The sequence below is a fragment of the Pseudomonas sp. NFR02 genome (assembly GCF_900119375.1).
GTDB lineage: Bacteria > Pseudomonadota > Gammaproteobacteria > Pseudomonadales > Pseudomonadaceae > Aquipseudomonas > Aquipseudomonas paracarnis.
In genome coordinates this window covers 367,515-387,166 of record NZ_FPJJ01000006.1, presented here as the reverse complement: position 1 = coordinate 387,166, position 19,652 = coordinate 367,515, and the positions used below count along the sequence as shown (strand labels likewise).

Genomic DNA, 19,652 nt, shown 5'->3' with positions numbered 1-19,652 from the left:
TAACTCATTGTTTACCAAGGAGTTTTCCGTTTCGACTGCGCCGGAAGTGGGGCGAATTATAGACAGATATAATTCGCCGTCAACTCTTAATTTTGCTTTTCTATCAATAAGTTAGCTTCGGTTAAAAAACAGCCGGCATCCACTGCGCGTCTATATAGAAGGGAAGTTCAAATAACGCCCGCCTCCTTCAGTGCGGCCACATGAGCAGCTCCCAACCCCAAAACCCCCTGCAGCACCTCAAGCGTATGCTCCCCCAATAGAGGAGGCGCACTCCGGTACTCCACAGGCGTCTTGGATAAGCGTATCGGGCTCGCAACCTGGGGCACCGTCCCCGCCAATGCGTGAGGCAACTCAATCGCCAAACCCCGCGCCTGGACCTGAGGATCGGAGAACACCTGCGCCAGATCATTGATGGGCCCACACGGCACGCCCACTTGCTCCAGCTGCGACACCCACTCAGCGGTCGTCTTGAAGACCGTCGCCTGGCGAATCAAAGGAATCAGCTCCGCACGATTAGCTACCCGTGCGCGATTGGTGGCGAAACGCACGTCATCCGCCCATTGCGGTTGCCCAGCGACTTCAGCGAATTTACGGAACTGCCCGTCATTGCCTACGGTGAGGATGAAATCTCCATCGGCCGTAGGAAAATCCTGATAAGGCACGATATTAGGGTGAGCATTCCCCAGGCGCTTGGGCGGCGCCCCGGTTGTCAGGTAATTCATCGCCTGATTCGCCAGGCAAGCCACCTGCACATCCAGTAACGCCATATCGATATGCTGCCCACCACCATCGTGATCGCGATGAGCTAGCGCAGCCAGGATCGCGACGGTCGAATAAAGCCCGGTCAAGATGTCGGTCAAGGCTACGCCAACCTTTACCGGCCCGGCGCCTTCATCCCCTTCAGGCCGCCCGGTCAGGCTCATGAGCCCGCCCAGACCCTGGATCATGAAATCGTAGCCGGCACGCATCGCATAGGGGCCCGTCTGACCAAACCCCGTGATGGAACAGTAAATCAGCTCCGGGTTGACCTCTTTGAGGGATTCATAGTCCAGCCCATACGCTGCAAGGCCGCCCACCTTGAAGTTTTCGATCAGGATGTCCGACTTGGCGGCCAGATCACGCACCAGCTTCTGGCCTTCCGGCCGCGTAAAGTCGATGGTCACCGACTCTTTATTACGGTTGGCCGACAGGTAATACGCCGCCTCACTGGTATTTTCGCCATCCGCATCCTTAAGGAAGGGCGGCCCCCAAGCGCGCGTGTCATCGCCGCTGCTCGGCCTTTCGACCTTGATCACCTCAGCCCCAAGGTCTGCAAGAATCTGCCCGGACCAGGGGCCCGCGAGTACTCGCGACAAATCCAGCACTCGCAGATGCGAAAGCGCGCCCATGCCCATGCTCCTATTAATAGAACGCTTGAAGACCGGTTTGCGCGCGCCCCAGGATCAAGGCATGCACGTCATGGGTCCCTTCATAGGTGTTGACCACCTCAAGGTTGACCAAGTGGCGCGCCACTCCGAATTCGTCGGAGATACCGTTGCCGCCCAGCATGTCCCGGGCCATGCGCGCGATATCCAATGACTTGCCACACGAGTTACGCTTCATGATCGAAGTGATCTCAACCGCCGCCGTCCCCTCATCCTTCATCCGACCCAGGCGCAGGCAACCTTGCAGGGCCAAGGTAATCTCGGTCTGCATGTCTGCCAGCTTCTTCTGGATCAGCTGAGTGGCAGCCAGTGGGCGACCAAACTGCTGGCGGTCGAGTGTGTACTGGCGTGCGGTATGCCAGCAGAACTCAGCAGCCCCCAGCGCCCCCCAGGAAATCCCGTACCGTGCCGAGTTGAGGCAGGTAAACGGCCCTTTCAAACCCCGTACATCCGGGAAGATATTTTCTTCCGGCACAAATACGTTATCCATGACGATTTCACCGGTGATGGAGGCCCGCAGCCCCACCTTGCCGTGGATTGCCGGAGCACTCAGACCTTTCCAGCCTTTTTCCAGGACAAAGCCACGGATATCCCCAGCATCGTCTTTGCCCCACACCACAAACACATCCGCAATCGGACTGTTGGTGATCCACATCTTCGCGCCGGTCAGGCTGTAGCCGCCATCCACTTTGCGTGCACGAGTAATCATCGCACCTGGGTCGGAACCATGGTTGGGCTCGGTCAGCCCGAAGCAACCGACCCATTCACCAGAGGCCAGTTTGGGCAAGTACTTCTGTTTTTGCGCCTCGGTACCAAACTCATTGATCGGCACCATGACGAGGGAAGACTGCACACTCATCATCGAGCGATAGCCGGAGTCGACACGCTCCACCTCCCGAGCAATCAAACCGTAGCTGACATAGTTCAAGCCACTGCCACCGTACTGCTCAGGGATCATCGCCCCCAGCAAACCGGTCTCGCCCATCTCGCGGAAAATAGCAGGGTCTGTCTTTTCGTGGCGAAAGGCTTCGAGCACGCGGGGAGCCAGCTTGTCCTGAGCAAATTGCTCGGCGCTGTCACGCACCATGCGCTCTTCTTCGGTGAGCTGTTGATCCAGCAGCAGTGGATCGATCCAGTTGAAGCTTGCCTTGCCAGCCATGAATAAGTCCTCGCGGAAAAAATCAGAAGTCGTGGAACCAGACTAGGCGCGGTCAGCGCAGAGGGCAAACGAGGTTTTTGCATAGGCTTGTGCTAATTTCTCACTTCGTAACACTAAAAAAGCCCAGAAATGCGCTTTATCTGTGAGGGCAACGTACATGCGCAGGAAAATCCCCAGTACCACCGCGCTCATCAGCTTTGAGGCAGCAGCCCGGCACGAGAGCTTCACCAAGGCAGCCTTGGAGCTTTCCATCACCCAAGGCGCGATTTGCCGACAGATCGCCAGCCTGGAGGAGTTTTTGAGTGTCGAGCTGTTTCGCCGCTCACGCCGTGGGGTGAAGCTGACGGAGGCGGGGCTGTCTTATAGCCGCAGGGTTGCAACGCAACTGGACGCCGTAGAGCGCGACACCTTGTCGGTGATGGGCCAGCAGGGCGCCAATGTGATCGAACTGGCGGTGGTACCTACCTTCGGCACGCAGTGGCTGATCCCACGCCTGAAAGACTTTCAACATCAGCACCCGGAAGTCACGGTGAACCTGACGAACCGCACACGCCCCTTCCTGTTCGCCGATACTGAGTTCGATGCGGCGATCTACTTCGGGGATGCCGATTGGTCGGGTACGCAATCCCACAGGTTAATGGGCGAAAACCCGGTACCGGTATGCAGCCCGCGCTTACTCGGCGACCGCACGCACTTCACCCCTCAACAGATCGCCGAGCTGCCCCTGTTGCAGCAGACCACACGCCCCTACGCCTGGCGCCAATGGTTCAACGCCCAACACCTGAGCATCCCTCGCGACATGACAGGCCCTCGATACGAGCTATTCTCGATGCTGTCTCAAGCGGCCATGCATGACATGGGCATCGCACTGATTCCTCCCTTCCTCATACAGCGGGAGCTGAAGGAGCAACAACTGGTAATCGCGAGCACCGAAGCACTGACCAGCGAAAAGGCTTATTACCTGATGATTCCTGACAAAAAGGTCGAATCCGCCTCACTGCATGCATTCAGGGACTGGCTGCTCGACCAGTCAAGACGCTACAACCCATGTAAATAAAGGACAAATCGCAATTGCTGACTTTGTAGTCAGATAAATTAAGATCCTACAGATGTACGTATATGTCGCATTTAAACAGACTGTACTTGTCAGCCCAAAATAAGGCTAAAAGGCATGTATCTCATGGCTCGTAGCGACTCTTACCGGCCAATGCACGACTATTCACACTGGCAATGGAAAAACGGAGCGAAAACGCCTGAACACCTTTAAAGACCTGTATTTAAAGAGGTTATTTCAGCTTGTTGCGACAATCAGTCACAGGGTGACTTGTAGTTAATTTTTCGTCACCCGTCATAATCCCTTGATGGCCGTAAAGTTCGCCTGCAAAATGCCGCGCCCCGCTGTCATTTCAGCGGGATCGTGCTGATCGGCCGCCCCAGTTGCGCCACTCGCGGTGCACTGGCCTTTTTACAAAAAGATCAAAAGCAAAAAGATCATGCAGGAGATTTGACGTGCACATTGGTGTTCCTCTCGAAACCCAGACCGGTGAAACGCGGGTGGCTGCCACCCCGGAAACCATCAAGAAGCTGATCGGCCAGGGCCATAAGGTCACTGTACAAAGCGGCGCAGGCATCAATGCCAGCATCGTCGACAGTGCCTATGAAACGGCAGGCGCCACCATTGGCAGTGCCAACGACGCGTTTGGCGCCGAGCTGATTCTCAAAGTGGTTGCCCCAAGCGACAGCGAACTTGCGCTGATCAAAAGTGGCACCGTGTTGGTGGGCATGCTCAACCCGTTCAGCAACGAAACCATCGCCAAGCTCGCCGAGCGCGGCATCACCGCCTTCGCCCTGGAAGCCGCGCCGCGCACTTCACGCGCTCAAAGCCTTGATGTGCTGTCTTCGCAAGCCAACATCGCCGGTTACAAGGCCGTGTTGCTCGCCGCTCATCACTACCCGCGTTTCATGCCGATGCTGATGACTGCTGCCGGCACCGTAAAAGCCGCGCGCGTACTGATCCTCGGCGCCGGTGTGGCGGGCCTGCAAGCCATCGCCACGGCCAAGCGCCTGGGCGCGGTGATCGAAGCGTCCGACGTACGCCCGGCGGTTAAGGAGCAGATCGAATCCCTGGGCGCCAAGTTTGTCGACGTACCGTACGAAACCGATGAAGAGCGTGAATGCGCCGTCGGTGTCGGTGGCTACGCGCGCCCGATGCCCAGCAGTTGGATGCAACGCCAGGCCCTGGCCGTGCACGAACGCGCCAAACAGGCCGATATCGTTATCACCACTGCCCTCATCCCGGGCCGCAAGGCGCCGACCCTGCTCAGCGCCGATACCGTGGCGCAGATGAAACCCGGCTCGGTGGTCATCGACCTCGCTGCAGCCCAAGGTGGCAACTGCCCGCTGACCGTGGCCGACCAGGTCGTGGTGGAAAACGGCGTGATCATCTGCGGCCCGACCAACCTGGCGGGCGCTGTCGCCGCCGATGCGTCGGCCTTGTATGCGCGCAACCTGCTGGACTTCCTGAAGCTGGTCTTCACCAAGGAAGGGCAGTTTGAAATCAACCTCGAAGACGACATCGTCGCCGCGTGCCTGATGTGCCGCGACGGCCAAGTCATCCGCAAAAACGCCTAAGCAGGGATTCAGACGATGGAAGAGCTTATCTCCCCCGGTATCTACAACCTGATCATCTTTGTGCTGGCGATTTATGTCGGTTATCACGTGGTCTGGAACGTAACACCTGCATTGCACACGCCACTGATGGCCGTGACCAACGCCATTTCCGCGATTGTCATCGTCGGCGCCATGCTGGCTGCCGCGCTGACCGTCACCCCGTTGGGCAAGACTATGGGCACACTGGCCGTGGCCCTGGCGGCGGTAAATGTCTTCGGTGGCTTCCTGGTCACCCGCAGAATGCTTGAGATGTTCAAGAAGAAAGCCCCGAAAGTAAAAGAAGAGGCGCCCAAGTAATGAGCATGAATCTCGTGACGACGCTCTACCTGATCGCGTCGATCTGCTTCATCCAGGCCCTTAAAGGCCTCTCGCACCCGACCACTTCGCGGCGCGGCAACCTGTTCGGCATGCTCGGCATGGCGCTGGCGGTGCTCACCACCGTCGGCCTCATTTATAAGCTGGGGGCTGAACTGGCGACTGCCGGTATCGGCTACGTCATCGTTGGCCTACTGGTTGGCGGTACCGCCGGTTCGATCATGGCCAAGCGTGTTGAAATGACCAAGATGCCCGAGCTGGTCGCCTTCATGCACAGCATGATCGGCCTGGCAGCGGTGTTCATCGCCATTGCCGCCGTGGTCGAGCCGCAGTCCCTGGGCATCGTCAAGCACTTGGGCGATTCGATACCGGCCGGTAACCGCCTGGAACTGTTCCTCGGTGCCGCTATCGGTGCAATCACCTTCTCCGGCTCGGTGATCGCATTCGGCAAGCTGTCGGGCAAGTACAAGTTCCGCCTGTTCCAGGGCGCACCGGTACAGTTCGGCGGCCAACACAAACTGAACCTGGTGCTCGGTCTCGCAACCCTGGGCCTGGGCCTGGCGTTCATGTTCACCGGCAATCTCAGCGCATTTGCACTGATGCTGGCCCTGGCCTTCGTGCTGGGTGTGCTGATCATCATCCCGATTGGCGGCGCCGACATGCCCGTGGTGGTGTCGATGCTCAATAGCTATTCCGGCTGGGCAGCGGCGGGCATCGGTTTCTCGCTGAACAACTCGATGCTGATCATCGCCGGTTCCCTGGTGGGCTCCAGCGGCGCGATCCTGTCGTACATCATGTGCAAGGCGATGAACCGCTCCTTCTTTAATGTGCTGTTGGGCGGTTTCGGCAACGCGCCGGATGCTGGCGCTGCGGCGGGCTCCAAAGAAGCACGCCCGGTGAAGTCCGGCTCCGCTGATGACGCCACCTTCCTGCTGACCAACGCCGACACCGTAATTATCGTCCCAGGCTACGGCCTTGCGGTCGCGCGGGCACAACACGCGCTCAAGGAGCTGACCGAGAAGCTGACCCACCACGGCGTCACCGTGAAATACGCGATCCACCCGGTGGCGGGCCGTATGCCGGGGCACATGAACGTATTGCTGGCCGAAGCCGAAGTGCCTTACGACCAGGTGTTCGAGATGGAAGACATCAACTCCGAGTTCGGCCAGGCCGACGTGGTGCTGGTGTTGGGCGCCAACGACGTGGTCAACCCGGCCGCCAAGAACGACCCGAACTCACCCATCGCCGGCATGCCGATTCTCGAGGCGTTCAAGGCCAAGACCATCATCGTCAACAAGCGCTCGATGGCCAGCGGCTACGCCGGCCTGGATAACGAGTTGTTCTACCTGGACAAGACCATGATGGTGTTCGGTGATGCCAAGAAGGTCATCGAAGACATGGTCAAGGCCGTCGAATAACACTGCGCCAGCGCAATACCTGAAACCCTGGCCTCACGTAGGCTGGGGTTTTTTTATGATTCCCACGCTCTGCGTGAGAGCGCATCCAGGGATGCTCTGCGTCCCGCTTTGCACACACATGAAACCCGACCAAAGGCTCTAAATCGCGACCTGGCATTCGACCATGGTAGCGGGCCGAAACTTTTTGAAATCACTACACTGCCCACCTTGCTTTCCGTAGCCAGAGATAACAATTCATGTACCGTGATCGTATCCGCTTGCCTTCGTTGTTGAACAAGGTCATGAGCGCGGCAGACGCCGCTGCACTGATCGAGGACGGCATGACCGTCGGCATGAGCGGCTTCACCCGTGCCGGTGAAGCCAAGGCCGTCCCCCACGCCCTGGCCGAACGCGCCAAGACTTCGCCACTCAAAATCACGCTGATGACCGGCGCCAGCCTGGGCAATGACCTGGACAAGCAGTTGACCGAAGCCGGCGTACTGTCACGACGCATGCCCTTTCAAGTCGACAGCACTCTGCGCAAGGCGATCAATGCCGGCGAGGTGATGTTTATCGACCAGCACCTGTCAGAAACCGTCGAGCAACTGCGCAACAATCAGCTCAAATTGCCCGACATCGCCGTGATCGAAGCCGTCGCGATCACTGAGCAGGGCCATATCGTGCCCACTACTTCCGTAGGCAACTCGGCCAGCTTCGCGATCTTTGCCAAACAGGTGATCGTCGAGATCAACCTGGCGCACAACCCGAACCTGGAAGGGCTGCACGACATCTACATCCCGACCTACCGGCCGACGCGCACGCCGATCCCGCTGGTGAAAGTCGACGACCGTATCGGCAGCACCGCGATTCCGATCCCGCCCGAGAAAATCGTCGCCATCGTCATCACCAACCAGGCGGACTCCGCCTCCACGGTAACGCCGCCTGACAGCGACACCCAAGGCATCGCCAATCACCTGATCAACTTCCTCAAGCAAGAAGTCGATGCCGGGCGCATGACCAACAAGCTCGGCCCGCTGCAAGCCGGCATCGGTAATATTGCCAACGCGGTGATGTGCGGATTGATCGAGTCGCCGTTCGAAGACCTGACCATGTACTCGGAAGTGTTGCAGGATTCGACCTTCGACCTGATCGACGCCGGCAAGCTGAGCTTTGCCTCCGGCAGTTCGATTACCTTGTCGGAGCGACGCAATGCCGATGTGTTCGGCAACCTGGAGCACTACAAGGACAAATTGGTGCTGCGCCCGCAGGAAATTTCCAACCACCCTGAAGTGGTACGGCGCCTGGGCATCATCGGTATCAATACCGCGCTGGAGTTCGATATCTACGGCAACGTCAACTCCACCCACGTCTGCGGCACGCGGATGATGAACGGCATCGGCGGCTCCGGGGATTTCGCCCGCAATGCGCACCTGGCGATCTTCGTCACCAAGTCCATTGCCAAGGGCGGCGCAATTTCCAGCGTGGTACCGATGGTCAGCCATGTGGACCACACCGAGCATGACGTGGACATTCTCGTCACCGAAGTAGGCCTTGCCGACCTGCGGGGCCTGGCGCCACGGGAGCGCGCTCGGGTGATCATCGATAACTGCGTGCACCCAGCCTACCGCGATGCCCTCAACACTTACTTCGATGCCGCCTGCGCCATCGGTGGGCATACGCCGCACATCTTGCGCGAAGCACTGAGTTGGCACATTAACCTGGAAGAAACCGGGCACATGCTCAAGGCTTGATGAATACAGATCCGGGCTGATGCAAATACAGTTTCATCAGCTCGGTGAACCCACCCGCACTTATGGAAAAAACTGTACTGCTGTACTGGTCATTTCCTACCGAAATATCCCACACACCAACTCAAAAATGCCTATTTCGCACCTTTTAAGTGCGCACAGGTACAGTTGCCCCAATTTCGTACCGTACAGCCTCGCTAAACAGTTAACTGGCCTCTCACAATACAGGTGAACTGTATCTAGAGAGTCTTGCCTCGGAGGAGGATCATTGGCATCAGTTAAACCACTACCTAATCCCGCCACAAGCGGAAGGATGTCATCATGGAACGTACACTCAGTTCCGAACTGTTCTTCGAAGAAAAAGCTGTAAACACCCAGGCTTCCCTGCCTTTGCGCGTTCTCGCCAACCTGATGTTGTGGCAGCGCCGCATCTCCAGCCGCCACCAGTTGGCTCGCCTGGATTCGCGTCTGCTGGCTGACGCCGGTATCAGCGAAGCTCAACGCTACGAAGAGCTGAGCAAGCCGTTCTGGCGCTAAGTGGCGCCCGCTGGCCCTGACCTGACGGGTCCACTGCCAGCACCCTGATTTGTCAAAGCAAAGCCCGCCCCGGGTAACCGGAGGCGGGCTTTGTTGTATCTGCGATAGCGCATTGGATAGGCTCGATTCAAGCACACAGATACAGTTTCAAATTTATAAAATATGACAGGTACAGTTTAATTACAGGCTTCCGAATAGTCCTGCACACGCCTAATATCGGTTCACCACGTGGCGAACCCTGTAGAGCGTGCGTCTGATGCTCGACAGTCCCAGTCCGTTTCATTGTGGCCGTTTCGCGCCACCTTATTATTCGTCTACAGGAGTTACCCCATGTCCCGTCTTCGCCTGCTGTGCACTGCCGCTGTGCTGACTCTGGCTGCCAATGCCAACGCGAGCAGCCTGATCATGACGACTGACTCGATCGTCGGCGCTCTGAAGGCAACCTCCGATGCCACGTCTGATGCCACCTCATCCCTGCGCGACAACAAGGTCGTACAAGCGGCTCGTGACGACGCCGCCAGCTTTGTCGCCAGCCAAGGCGCCATCCGTGGCGTGAAACTGGAAAGCGCCCTGGCCCAGATCCGCCAACAAGCGCCGCAGTTGAATACCGCTACCGATACGCAGCTGGCACAGGCCATCCTGGCTATCTGACCCACGGCAACCAGACGGGAGCGCCTGCCGCTCCCGGATGGCTCGGCGCTGGCTCTCGCCCGGCCGTTGCGCTAGCCTTGGCGCTCGCTTTCAGTTGTCGAGTCCCATGGCTTTTTCATACCGTTTATTGATTGTTCCTGTACTGTTTTGCGCCTGCTGGTCACCCATGGCTTCAGCGTTGGATGTGTCCACCCAGAGCACGGTTGTCAGCGTGTATGCCACCAGCAAAGTGACCTCTGCGCCGTTCGACAATAAGTTGGTCCTGGCCGCTCGGGATGATGCTGCCGCTTTCATTGCCACTGACGGCCAATGGCGGGGCGCACGCCTGGAGTCCGCGCTGGACTATCTGCGCCGCACCCAGCCAAAACTTCATGCAAGCGACCTTGAACTGGCGCAAGCAATTCTCGTCCAATAATCATCGTTGTATTTCTATCTTTGTCATTGGAGTCACCCCATGCGTAGCCCGCTGATCGCCGCCGCCCTCGGCCTGCTGTTTTTGGCCGATGTCGCCCAGGCGCAAACCTTGAAGGCCACCAGCAACATCGTCGTGCGTGCCTCGGCGCGCACCATTGATTTCACCTCGGACACCACCACCTCCATCCGCGACTCCAAGATCGTGCGCGAAGCCCACGATGACGCCGCCAGTTTCGTCGCCACCAATGGCGAGATCCGTGGCGCCCAGCTGGAAGCCGCGTTCGATACCCTTCGCACCCGCGTGCCAGAAGCCCGTGATGCCAGCGACCAGACCCTCGCAGAAGCTATCCTCGCTCTGTGAGGCGCCTCAAAACCTGGCTCCTGGCCGGGGCCGTGCTGCTGTGCGCGAGTACGGCCCAGGCCGGCCTGCAACTGCGGCTCAAGACCGAAGGCTTGAGCCCGGCCGAACAGCAGGCCAGCCAGGCATTGCTGGATGAAGCGCTGCGCTCCTTGCCGCCGCGCTTTGTCGAGCAATTGGACCGACGTATTGATGTCGGCTGGACCGACAAGATGCCTGAGAACGCCTACGGGCAGGCATCCCTGGTGTCCGAGTTGGACCTCAACCAGAACCTGCTCGCCAGCCTGACTGACGGCAGCGCCGCCACCCAGAAAACCAATCGCCCCCACGGTACGGTGCGCCGGGAAATGCTCGCCACCGTGCTGCATGAACTGACCCACATTTACGACCGTGCGCGCCTGTGGTCCAAGGACGAGCGCACGCTGATCCAGCGCTGCAGCCGTCAGAACAACATTACCGGCTTGATCGGCTTGCCCGACCAGTGCCGTGGCCAGAACGACCGCCGCTTTACCCTCAGTGACGACCCACGCCTGTTGGATCTTGCCGGCTGGCCACAATATGTGGGTCGGCGCGGAGAGCGTGAGCAGCACAACCATCAGGTGGTGCGCAGCCCGGACATCTACGAAACCACCAGCCCGCTGGAGTTCGTGGCGGTCAACATGGAGTATTTCCTCCTGGACCCCAGCTACGCCTGTCGCCGCCCCGCGCTGTTCCGTTATTACAAGGATCACTTCGGCTGGGCCCCGCCTGAACAGGACACCTGCGCCAGTACCTATGCCTTCCTGAACGCGGGCAACGATTTCGCCAAGACGCCCCTGGGCCAGATCGATCCGGAGCGCGTGTATGAAATCGACTATCTGCTGGCCGAAGCCAACCAGAACCTGGTGAGCCGTTGGGGCCATAGCATGTTGCGCCTGGTGATTTGTGCGCCGGGCCGCCCGCGTGGCCCGGATTGCCGGCTGGACTTGGACCGGCATCTGGTGCTGTCCTACCGCGCCTTCGTCGGTGACGTCCAGCTGTCGAGCTGGGATGGCCTGGTGGGTAAATACCCGTCGCGGCTGTTCGTACTGCCGTTGGCCCAGGTCATTGATGAATACACCAAGACCGAACTGCGTGGCCTGGCGTCGGTGCCGCTGAAGCTCAGCCGTCAGGAAATCAACGACACCGTCGAACATGCGGCGCAGATGCACTGGAGCTATGACGGCAACTACTTCTTTATCTCCAACAATTGTGCGGTCGAAAGCCTGAAACTGTTGCGCAGCGGCAGCGCCAACCCGCAATTGACCGGCCTGGACAACATCACCCCCAACGGTTTGCTGGAAGTGCTCAGCGCCCGCGGCCTGGCCGATACCAGCGTATTGAATGACAAGCGCGAGGCACTGCGGCTGGGGTATCACTTCGACTCGTTCCGCGAGCGTTACCAGGCCATGTTTGATGTGCTGCGCAAGCAACTGCCGATCAAGCAGACCCAGGTCGAAGACTGGTTGTCCCTGGATGCGCAAGCGCGTCGCCAATGGTTCAGCCAGGCCGACCTGCGCACCAGCGCCGCGCTGTTGCTGCTGGAGCAGGCCAGCTATCGCAAACAACTGATGCTCGCCCAGGATGAGGTCAAACAACGCTACCTCAATGCCCGCGAGCTGAAATACGGCGGCATGGAGAAAGCCAACAACACGCTGCAGCAAATTCTCGCCAACAGCGGCTTCCTGAGTCGCCCGGCCGAGTTGCTGGACAGTGGGGGTTATGGCCTGCCGCAACCTTCGGAAGCCAAGCGCCTTGAATCAGAAAGCGCCGAACGCCAGAAACAGTTGCAGTCGTTGACCGGCGAGCTGGATAAGGAGGTGAGGGCGCTGCTCGATCTTTCCCGCGCCGCCGAGATCGCCGCGTGTGAAGCCAACCTCAAGCAGGTGGGTGAGCATTTGCGGGCCTTGCACAAAGCCGCCGGCGGCCTGGAACTACCCTGATAGTCTGGCAGCGACCACTATCCAAATGTGGGAGCAGGCTTGCCTGCGATGGCGGTGTCACAGCCATAAGAGATGTTGGCTGATACACCGCCATCGCAGGCAAACCAGCCCCCCACATTTTGTTCTGCACCAACCTGAAGAATGATGCCTGCCCTTCATCAGCTGTTTTCTCAGCGAAAGCTGGCTGAAAGCTTCCCCGTCTAGGATCGCCCTCACTGCCGGCAACAGACCGGCTGTTAACAACAACAATGGTGATTCCCGATGTCCGCTCGTACCCGCCTGTTCGCTCCGACTCCACCCGTACGCCTCGTGCCTTTCGTTCTGCGCTGACCGCCACTCGGTCCGCCATTCCCTAGCCGCGCTACGCCTGGAGTATTCCTATGCTGACTTTCCTTGGCTTTGCCATGGTCATCACGTTCATGTTCCTGATCATGACCAAGCGCCTGTCCGCGCTGATCGCCTTGATCATCGTGCCGATCCTGTTCGCGCTGTTCGGCGGTTTCGCACCGAAGATCGGCCCGATGATGCTCGAAGGCATCACCAAGCTTGCGCCGACCGGCGTGATGCTGATGTTCGCCATCCTCTATTTTGCCTTGATGATCGACTCCGGCCTGTTCGACCCGGCCGTGCGCAAGATCCTCAAGATGGTCAAGGGCGACCCGCTCAAGGTGTCGGTCGGCACCGCCGTGCTGGCCCTGGTGGTGTCCCTGGACGGTGACGGTGCCACCACCTACATGATCTGCGTCGCGGCCATGCTGCCGCTGTACCAGCGCATCGGCATGAGCCCAAGGATCATGGCCGGCCTGATCATTCTCGCCGGTGGCGTGATGAACATGACCCCCTGGGGCGGCCCGACGGCGCGCGCCGCCAGTGCGCTGCATGTAGACCCGTCGGACATCTTCGTACCGATGATCCCGGCCATGGCCGCCGGTGTTGTGGCGATCCTGGTGATTGCCTACATGTACGGCAAGCGCGAACGTGCGCGCCTGGGTGAATTGCACCTGCAGGGCGACGAGATCGACCACAGCGAAATCAGCGTGTCGCAATTCCCCGACGCCCGCCGTCCGAAATTGATCTGGTTCAACGGCGCCCTGACCCTGGCGTTGATGTGCACCCTGATTGCCGGCCTGTTGCCGCTGCCAGTGCTGTTCATGGTGGCGTTCAGTATCGCCATGATCGTCAACTACCCGTGCCTGCAGCAGCAGAAAGACCGCGTCGCGGCTCACGCCGGTAGCGTATTGGCGGTGGTGGGCTTGATCTTCGCCGCCGGTATCTTCACGGGCATCCTGTCGGGCACCGGCATGGTCGACGCCATGTCCAAGAGCCTGTTGGCAGTCATCCCCGAAGCCATGGGCCCTTACCTGGCGGTGATCACCGCGCTGGTGAGCATGCCGTTCACCTTCTTCATGTCCAACGATGCGTTCTACTACGGCGTACTGCCGGTACTGGCCGAAGCTGCCAGCCATTACGGCATCACCGCGGTGGAAATGGCGCGGGCGTCGATCGTCGGGCAGCCCGTGCATTTGCTCAGCCCACTGGTACCCTCGACGTACTTGCTGGTTGCCCTGGCGGGTATCGAATTCGGCGATCACCAGCGCTTCACGCTCAAGTGGGCAGTGCTGGTGTGCCTGTGCATAATGTTCGCCGCACTGCTGATGGGGATTTTTCCGCTGTTCAGCACTCTATAATCGTACCGACTCACTCACCGCGCGGCGCTACAGCTTGCGCGGTTAACACTTGCTCAAAGGAATACACATGGAATGGCTGACCAATCCGGAAATCTGGATTGCCTTCTTCACCCTGACGGCTCTCGAGATCGTCCTGGGCATCGATAACATCATCATGATTTCGATCCTGGTCAGCCGCATGCCCAAGCATATGCAGGCGCGCACCCGGATCTTCGGCCTGGCACTGGCCATGGTCACGCGCATCCTGTTGCTGCTGTCGATCACCTGGGTCATGCAACTGACCGCCGACCTGTTCGTCGTGTTTGGCCAAGGCATCTCCGGTCGTGACCTGATCCTGTTCTTCGGTGGCCTGTTCCTGCTGTGGAAAAGCTCCCAGGAGATGTACCACGCGCTGGAAGGTGAAGATGAAACCCACGACGAGCCCAAAGGCGCCGGTGGCAAGTTCATCTACACCATTATCCAGATCGCCATCATCGACATCGTGTTCTCCCTGGACTCGGTGATTACCGCCGTCGGCATGGTTTCCCACGTGCCGGTGATGGTTGCCGCCATCGTCGTTGCGGTATTGGTGATGATGCTGGCTGCCGGCACCATCAGCGAGTTCATCGACAAGCACCCGTCGCTGAAAATGCTGGCGCTGTCGTTCCTGCTGGTCGTGGGTACCGTACTGATCGCTGAATCCTTCGACGTACACGTGCCAAAAGGCTACGTCTACTTCGCCATGGCGTTCTCGCTGGCGGTGGAAGCGGTGAACATCAAGATGCGTACCGCCATCGCGAAAAAGAAGAAACAGCAGGACCCAGTGAAACTGCGCAAGGACATTCCGGGTCAGTAAATTTGACCCGCGAGTGATCGTTCCCACGCTCCGCGTGGGAATGCCCTCTCGGACGCTCCGCGTCCGCAAAGTGACGCAGAGCGTCACAGGATGCGTTCCCACGCCAAGCGTGGGGAACGATCTTCATGACAGTTTTGTTTCAATCCCAAGTTTAGCTATGCGATGCTGGCGCAGAGCCCATTCGCCAACTACAGCTTAGGTACAAGACGTAGAGCGGCACGCGGTAACTTTCCTTCGCTCCTGCTGGAGCGCACCCACACGGGGGGCCGAGCATGCTGACCTTGCTCAATCTGCTTTCCGCCGTGACCCTGCTTATCTGGGGCACGCATATCGTCCGAACCGGCATCCTGCGGGTCTACGGTTCCAATTTGCGCCAAGTCATCGGGCAGAACATGTCCAAGCGCTGGCTGGCATTTGTCGCCGGTATCCTGGTGACGGCCATGGTGCAAAGCAGTAACGCCACCGCGATGCTGGTGACTTCGTTCGTCGGCCAAGGGCTGATGAGCCTCACGCCGGCCTTGGCCACCATGCTTGGCGCCGACGTCGGTACGGCCTTGATGGCGCGGGTGCTGACGTTCGATTTGTCCTGGCTGTCGCCGCTGCTGATCTTCCTCGGGGTGATTTTCTTCCTGTCGCGCAAGCAGACGCGGGCAGGACAGTTAGGCCGGGTGGGGATCGGCCTGGGCCTGATCATCCTCGCGCTGCAATTGATCGTCGAAGCCGCCGGGCCCATTACCCATGCCCAGGGCGTGAAAGTCATCTTCGCTTCGCTGACCGGCGATATCTTGCTGGACGCCCTGGTGGGCGCGCTGTTCGCCATGATTTCCTACTCCAGCCTCGCTGCGGTGCTGCTCACGGCCACCCTGGCCGGTGCCGGCGTGATCGGCTTGCACGTGGCCATCGGCCTGGTAATCGGCGCCAACATCGGCAGCGGGGTGCTGGCGTTTCTCAGTACCAGCATGCAAAACACTGCCGGTCGCCAAGTGGCCCTAGGCAGCCTGTTGTACAAATTGATCGGTCTGTTGCTGATCATTCCGGTGCTTGACCCGCTCGTGGGCTGGATGGACGGCCTGGACTACAGCGTTCAGGGCATGGTCATCACCTTCCACCTGCTCTACAACGTCAGCCGTTGCCTGATCCTGTTGCCCACCATCGGGCCCATGGCACGCCTGTGCGAATGGCTGCTGCCGGAACGCCCCGAAACCAACGGCAAGGCCAAGCCACGCCATCTGGACCTGGCCTCATTGAATACCCCAAGCCTGGCCCTGGCGAACGCCGCCCGCGAAACCCTGCGCCTGGGTGACTTGATCGACAATATGCTCACTTCGATGCAGGAAGTGCTGCGCGGCAACCAAACCGCCGTTACCCAAGAAATGCGCAGCCTGAGCGATGACGTCGAAGCGCTCTACAGCGCGATCAAACTCTACCTGGCGCAAATGCCCCGTGAAGACCTGAGTGAACAGGACAACCGCCGCTGGGCCGAGATCATCGAGCTGTCGATCAACTTGAAATTGGCCGGTGACCTGATCGAACGCATGCTGCGCAAGGTCCAGCAACAGAAGACCTCGCAACGCCGGCAATTTTCCGAAGTGGGCCTGGAGGAACTCAGTGGCCTGCACAGCCAGTTGATCGCCAACCTGCGCCTGGGCCTGTCGGTGTTCCTCAGCGGCGACCCGGAAAGCGCCCGTCAATTACTGCGAGAAAAGCGCCGCTTCCGTGCCCAGGAACGCCGCCTGGCCCACGCCCATGTCAGCCGCTTGCAGCGCAAGATCGTGCAGAGCCTGGAAACCAGCTCCCTGCATCTGGAACTGATTGCCGACATGAAACGCTTGAACTCGTTGTTTTGCAGCAGTGCTTATGTAGTGTTGGAAACGTCCGACACCGGCGCGCTCTCTGCCGAAAGTATTGCCGACATCACCCATTCGCCCTGAACGTACGCCCGCGAGCGAAGTCAGTTAACAATGGACCTCATTCGCCAGGAAGCTTGTTATGCGTCGCCTGTTACTCGCCTGCCTGCTCTTGGGCTCGGTACACACCTTTGCCTTTGACCGCCTGCAAGTCGAGGGCTACACCTTGCCCAACGGCCTGCAACTGCTGCTCAAACCGGGCACCGAGCGTGGGCACGTGGCTATTCGCCTGGTGGTTGGGGTGGGCCTGGACGACTTCGGTTGCGAAGAAAAAGAACTGCCGCACTTGTTCGAGCACTTGCTGTTCAGCGGCATCGATGGCGGCGGCGAAGGCGACCTCGAAGACCGCATGCAAGCCCTGGGCGGCGAGTGGAACGCCTACACCAGCAACGCCGACACTACTTTCGTGATCGAGGCGCCCGCGCAGAACCAACGCAAAGTACTGGACCTGCTGCTGGCAATCCTCACGCGCACGCAACTGACCGACGCTCATATCAACGCCGCCAAACAGGTGGTGGAGCGCGAAGACGGCGGCCATTATTCACACTTGCAACGCCTGCTGGATCGCCAAGACCTCGGTCACAGCGCCAGTAACCAATTGGCCGTGGAGTTGGGCCTCAAGTGCGCCGAACGCGCCGAGGTCAGCCACCTCACCCGCGACTCGTTGGAGAAGCTGCGCAAAGCATGGTACGCGCCGAACAACATGACCCTGATCGTCGTCGGCGATCTCGACAAACTGCTGCCCGCCTACCTGGAACGCACCTATGGTCAACTCGACCCAGTGGAGCCGAGCGAACATCGCCCCCTCCCGGAAATCCAGCATACCGCCGCCAGCCACCGCGACCTGATCCGCGGCTGGGTGGGCGATGGCGCCAAGCTGCACTGGCTGTTCCCAGAGCCTGTGCTGGACGACCAGCATGATGAAACCTACAACCTGCTCAAGGACTACCTCGACTGGGCGCTGTACCGGCAACTGCGCCTCAAGCACGGTTTGTCCTACGGCCCGTGGGTAGAACGCGAAGTGCTCGGCGGCGTTGGGTTCCTCAGCCTGAATGCCGACCTTGAGCGAGAAAACCTCGCTGAAGCCGAGCAGGTCTTGCAAGACCTCAAGGCCCAACTGCTCAAGGATGGCCTCGACCCAACAGTATTCACACGCCTGCAACAAGCCGCCATTGCCCGCCAAGCCTGGGCAGTGCAGGGCAACAGCGCGTTGGCCGACTATTACTGGAGTGCGGCCGGCGACTACTCCAATGGACGTTTCAGCGACCCGGTCAAACGCATCAAGGCCGTGAGCCTGGCGCAAACCAACCAGGCCATGCGCGAAGCGTTCCAGCAGCCGGGCTACTGGCGCATCGAAAAACCGCTGTTGAGTTATGACGCCTTGACCTGGATCGGTGCGGGCGTGCTGGGCCTGATCATCATGGGTTTGATCGGCCTGAGGCTTTATCGCAAACCTGTTGAGTAATGAGGCACAGAATATCGGGCCAAGGCGTTATTCTGTCTGAGATTTTTCCCACAACCAGTGAACCGCCCATGCCGAACTTGCCGCCCCTCATCCAGCGCGTTATAGAACTGATCAAGCGCTACCCAGGGGTGATTGCACTCGGCGGTTTCATCTCGGGGGTGGGCAGCTTCATCCTGGTAGACCGCCAGCAGGGCATGGCCAGCTGGATCGCGGTGATCATGCTGGTGAGCTGGTTGTGGCTGATGCTGGAGAACAGCTTTACGCAACTGTTCACCAAAGTCTTCAATCGCGAGATCCCTGAACCGCTGCTGCGCTACGCCACCCAGATGATCCACCAGGAAAGTCTGTTTTTCGTCCTGCCCTTCTTTTTCGTCACCACCGCCTGGAACAGCGGCCAATCGTTGTTCACTGGCCTGCTCGGCGCAGCGGCGCTGGTGTCGATCATCGACCCGCTGTATTACAAATGGCTGGCGCCCAAACGCTCGCTATTCCTGGCCCTGCACACCCTGACCCTATTCGCCGCGTTGCTGACCGCGCTGCCGATCATCATGCACCTGACCACCGCCCAGAGTTACAAACTGGCGTTGGGCGTGGCCATGGTCCTGTCGATCCCGAGCCTGGCCGTCAGCCTGCCGCTGCGTAGCCTCAAGGGCTGGGCGATGCTGCTGGGGGTAACGGCCGCCATCGGCTGCGCCGGCTGGTTCCTGCGCAGTTGGGTACCGCCCGCCACCCTGTGGATGACCGAAGTCGCCATCAGCACCCAACTGCAAGACCGCACGCCGGGCGACGACCTCAAGCAAGTCACCTCCGCCCAATTGCGCAGTGGTGGGCTGTATGCGTACACCGCGATCAACGCGCCACGCGGGCTGGATGAGCGGATTTACCATGTGTGGAAATTCAACGGCCAGGAAGTCGACCGCATTGCCCTGGACATCCATGGTGGGCGCAAGGAAGGCTATCGCGCCTGGACCCACAAGCAGAACTTCCCCGGTGACGCCGTAGGGCGCTGGCAGGTGCAGGTGCTCACCGAAGACGGGCAAGTCATCGGCGTTCTGCGCTTCAAGGTGATAGACACAGCACAAGCGGACAACCCAAAGTAAGCCGGATCGTGCTATTACGTAGC

At 59.5% G+C, this 19,652-nt stretch carries 17 protein-coding genes; 15 read left to right on the top strand and 2 right to left on the bottom strand.

Annotated elements, in window-relative coordinates:
- Window positions 1–167: 167 nt before the first annotated feature.
- Both BT199_RS19870 and BT199_RS19865 read right to left on the bottom strand, forming a co-directional pair.
- Window positions 168–1,388 carry a CaiB/BaiF CoA transferase family protein gene (locus tag BT199_RS19870; RefSeq protein WP_014716358.1) on the bottom strand — a complete coding sequence of 407 codons (1,221 nt, stop codon included), beginning with the start codon at window positions 1,386–1,388 and terminating at the stop codon, window positions 168–170.
- Window positions 1,389–1,401: 13 nt separating this feature from the next.
- Window positions 1,402–2,583, bottom strand: coding sequence for an acyl-CoA dehydrogenase (locus BT199_RS19865; protein ID WP_072435331.1), 1,182 nt, complete (start codon window positions 2,581–2,583; stop codon window positions 1,402–1,404).
- 157 nt (window positions 2,584–2,740) lie between these two features.
- On the opposite strand from BT199_RS19865, the gene BT199_RS19860 reads away from it, so the two are divergent.
- From BT199_RS19860 to BT199_RS19790, 15 genes are all read left to right on the top strand, one after another.
- Window positions 2,741–3,640: a LysR family transcriptional regulator gene (locus tag BT199_RS19860; protein ID WP_032903964.1), complete on the top strand. Its 900-nt coding sequence runs from the start codon at window positions 2,741–2,743 to the stop codon at window positions 3,638–3,640.
- Between the two features lie 452 nt (window positions 3,641–4,092).
- A complete protein-coding gene (locus tag BT199_RS19855) occupies window positions 4,093–5,214 on the top strand; it encodes a Re/Si-specific NAD(P)(+) transhydrogenase subunit alpha (RefSeq protein ID WP_003187419.1) in 1,122 nt (373 codons plus the stop codon).
- A gap of 15 nt (window positions 5,215–5,229) precedes the next feature.
- Window positions 5,230–5,550 carry an NAD(P) transhydrogenase subunit alpha part 2 gene (locus BT199_RS19850; RefSeq protein WP_003187417.1) on the top strand — a complete coding sequence of 107 codons (321 nt, stop codon included), beginning with the start codon at window positions 5,230–5,232 and terminating at the stop codon, window positions 5,548–5,550.
- Window positions 5,550–6,986 (top strand): NAD(P)(+) transhydrogenase (Re/Si-specific) subunit beta, encoded by a 1,437-nt coding sequence (locus tag BT199_RS19845; RefSeq protein ID WP_014716357.1) that lies wholly within the window; start codon window positions 5,550–5,552, stop codon window positions 6,984–6,986. The genes BT199_RS19850 and BT199_RS19845 overlap by 1 nt, the downstream gene beginning before the upstream one ends.
- A 236-nt stretch (window positions 6,987–7,222) precedes the next feature.
- Window positions 7,223–8,716, top strand: a complete 1,494-nt coding sequence (locus BT199_RS19840) for an acetyl-CoA hydrolase/transferase family protein (RefSeq protein ID WP_003187414.1) — start codon at window positions 7,223–7,225, stop codon at window positions 8,714–8,716.
- Window positions 8,717–9,034: 318 nt separating this feature from the next.
- Window positions 9,035–9,250 carry a DUF1127 domain-containing protein gene (locus BT199_RS19835; RefSeq protein WP_003187413.1) on the top strand — a complete coding sequence of 72 codons (216 nt, stop codon included), beginning with the start codon at window positions 9,035–9,037 and terminating at the stop codon, window positions 9,248–9,250.
- A gap of 330 nt (window positions 9,251–9,580) precedes the next feature.
- Window positions 9,581–9,901, top strand: a complete 321-nt coding sequence (locus tag BT199_RS19830; RefSeq protein WP_020301396.1) for a DUF2388 domain-containing protein — start codon at window positions 9,581–9,583, stop codon at window positions 9,899–9,901.
- 106 nt (window positions 9,902–10,007) lie between these two features.
- The gene (locus tag BT199_RS19825; protein ID WP_014716356.1) at window positions 10,008–10,316 is read left to right on the top strand and encodes a DUF2388 domain-containing protein; all 309 of its coding nucleotides are present in this window, start codon (window positions 10,008–10,010) and stop codon (window positions 10,314–10,316) included.
- Between the two features lie 39 nt (window positions 10,317–10,355).
- Window positions 10,356–10,676, top strand: a complete 321-nt coding sequence (locus BT199_RS19820; RefSeq protein WP_072435330.1) for a DUF2388 domain-containing protein — start codon at window positions 10,356–10,358, stop codon at window positions 10,674–10,676.
- Window positions 10,673–12,634 carry a DUF7844 domain-containing protein gene (locus tag BT199_RS19815; RefSeq protein WP_072435329.1) on the top strand — a complete coding sequence of 654 codons (1,962 nt, stop codon included), beginning with the start codon at window positions 10,673–10,675 and terminating at the stop codon, window positions 12,632–12,634. The genes BT199_RS19820 and BT199_RS19815 overlap by 4 nt, the downstream gene beginning before the upstream one ends.
- A 380-nt stretch (window positions 12,635–13,014) precedes the next feature.
- The gene (locus BT199_RS19810; RefSeq protein ID WP_003187405.1) at window positions 13,015–14,322 is read left to right on the top strand and encodes a CitMHS family transporter; all 1,308 of its coding nucleotides are present in this window, start codon (window positions 13,015–13,017) and stop codon (window positions 14,320–14,322) included.
- A 67-nt stretch (window positions 14,323–14,389) separates the two neighbouring features.
- Window positions 14,390–15,157 (top strand): TerC family protein, encoded by a 768-nt coding sequence (locus BT199_RS19805; RefSeq protein ID WP_014716354.1) that lies wholly within the window; start codon window positions 14,390–14,392, stop codon window positions 15,155–15,157.
- Between the two features lie 272 nt (window positions 15,158–15,429).
- Window positions 15,430–17,088 carry a Na/Pi cotransporter family protein gene (locus BT199_RS19800; protein WP_003187402.1) on the top strand — a complete coding sequence of 553 codons (1,659 nt, stop codon included), beginning with the start codon at window positions 15,430–15,432 and terminating at the stop codon, window positions 17,086–17,088.
- 58 nt (window positions 17,089–17,146) lie between these two features.
- Entirely contained in the window at window positions 17,147–18,529 is a 1,383-nt protein-coding gene (locus BT199_RS19795; RefSeq protein WP_072435328.1) for a M16 family metallopeptidase, read from the top strand.
- Window positions 18,530–18,597: 68 nt separating this feature from the next.
- A complete protein-coding gene (locus BT199_RS19790) occupies window positions 18,598–19,629 on the top strand; it encodes a DUF5924 family protein (RefSeq protein WP_020301398.1) in 1,032 nt (343 codons plus the stop codon).
- The last annotated feature ends 23 nt before the right edge of the window (window positions 19,630–19,652 follow it).

What these genes read in the sequence shown, in the direction of transcription:
- BT199_RS19860 (WP_032903964.1), top strand. Translation starts at nt 2,741, where the DNA reads ATGCGCAGGAAAATCCCCAGTACCACCGCGCTCATCAGCTTTGAGGCA.
- BT199_RS19865 (WP_072435331.1), bottom strand. Translation starts at nt 2,583, where the DNA reads ATGGCTGGCAAGGCAAGCTTCAACTGGATCGATCCACTGCTGCTGGAT.
- BT199_RS19795 (WP_072435328.1), top strand. Translation starts at nt 17,147, where the DNA reads ATGCGTCGCCTGTTACTCGCCTGCCTGCTCTTGGGCTCGGTACACACC.
- BT199_RS19840 (WP_003187414.1), top strand. Translation starts at nt 7,223, where the DNA reads ATGTACCGTGATCGTATCCGCTTGCCTTCGTTGTTGAACAAGGTCATG.
- BT199_RS19805 (WP_014716354.1), top strand. Translation starts at nt 14,390, where the DNA reads ATGGAATGGCTGACCAATCCGGAAATCTGGATTGCCTTCTTCACCCTG.
- BT199_RS19790 (WP_020301398.1), top strand. Translation starts at nt 18,598, where the DNA reads ATGCCGAACTTGCCGCCCCTCATCCAGCGCGTTATAGAACTGATCAAG.
- BT199_RS19810 (WP_003187405.1), top strand. Translation starts at nt 13,015, where the DNA reads ATGCTGACTTTCCTTGGCTTTGCCATGGTCATCACGTTCATGTTCCTG.
- BT199_RS19830 (WP_020301396.1), top strand. Translation starts at nt 9,581, where the DNA reads ATGTCCCGTCTTCGCCTGCTGTGCACTGCCGCTGTGCTGACTCTGGCT.
- BT199_RS19845 (WP_014716357.1), top strand. Translation starts at nt 5,550, where the DNA reads ATGAGCATGAATCTCGTGACGACGCTCTACCTGATCGCGTCGATCTGC.
- BT199_RS19825 (WP_014716356.1), top strand. Translation starts at nt 10,008, where the DNA reads ATGGCTTTTTCATACCGTTTATTGATTGTTCCTGTACTGTTTTGCGCC.
- BT199_RS19850 (WP_003187417.1), top strand. Translation starts at nt 5,230, where the DNA reads ATGGAAGAGCTTATCTCCCCCGGTATCTACAACCTGATCATCTTTGTG.
- BT199_RS19870 (WP_014716358.1), bottom strand. Translation starts at nt 1,388, where the DNA reads ATGGGCGCGCTTTCGCATCTGCGAGTGCTGGATTTGTCGCGAGTACTC.
- BT199_RS19800 (WP_003187402.1), top strand. Translation starts at nt 15,430, where the DNA reads ATGCTGACCTTGCTCAATCTGCTTTCCGCCGTGACCCTGCTTATCTGG.
- BT199_RS19820 (WP_072435330.1), top strand. Translation starts at nt 10,356, where the DNA reads ATGCGTAGCCCGCTGATCGCCGCCGCCCTCGGCCTGCTGTTTTTGGCC.
- BT199_RS19835 (WP_003187413.1), top strand. Translation starts at nt 9,035, where the DNA reads ATGGAACGTACACTCAGTTCCGAACTGTTCTTCGAAGAAAAAGCTGTA.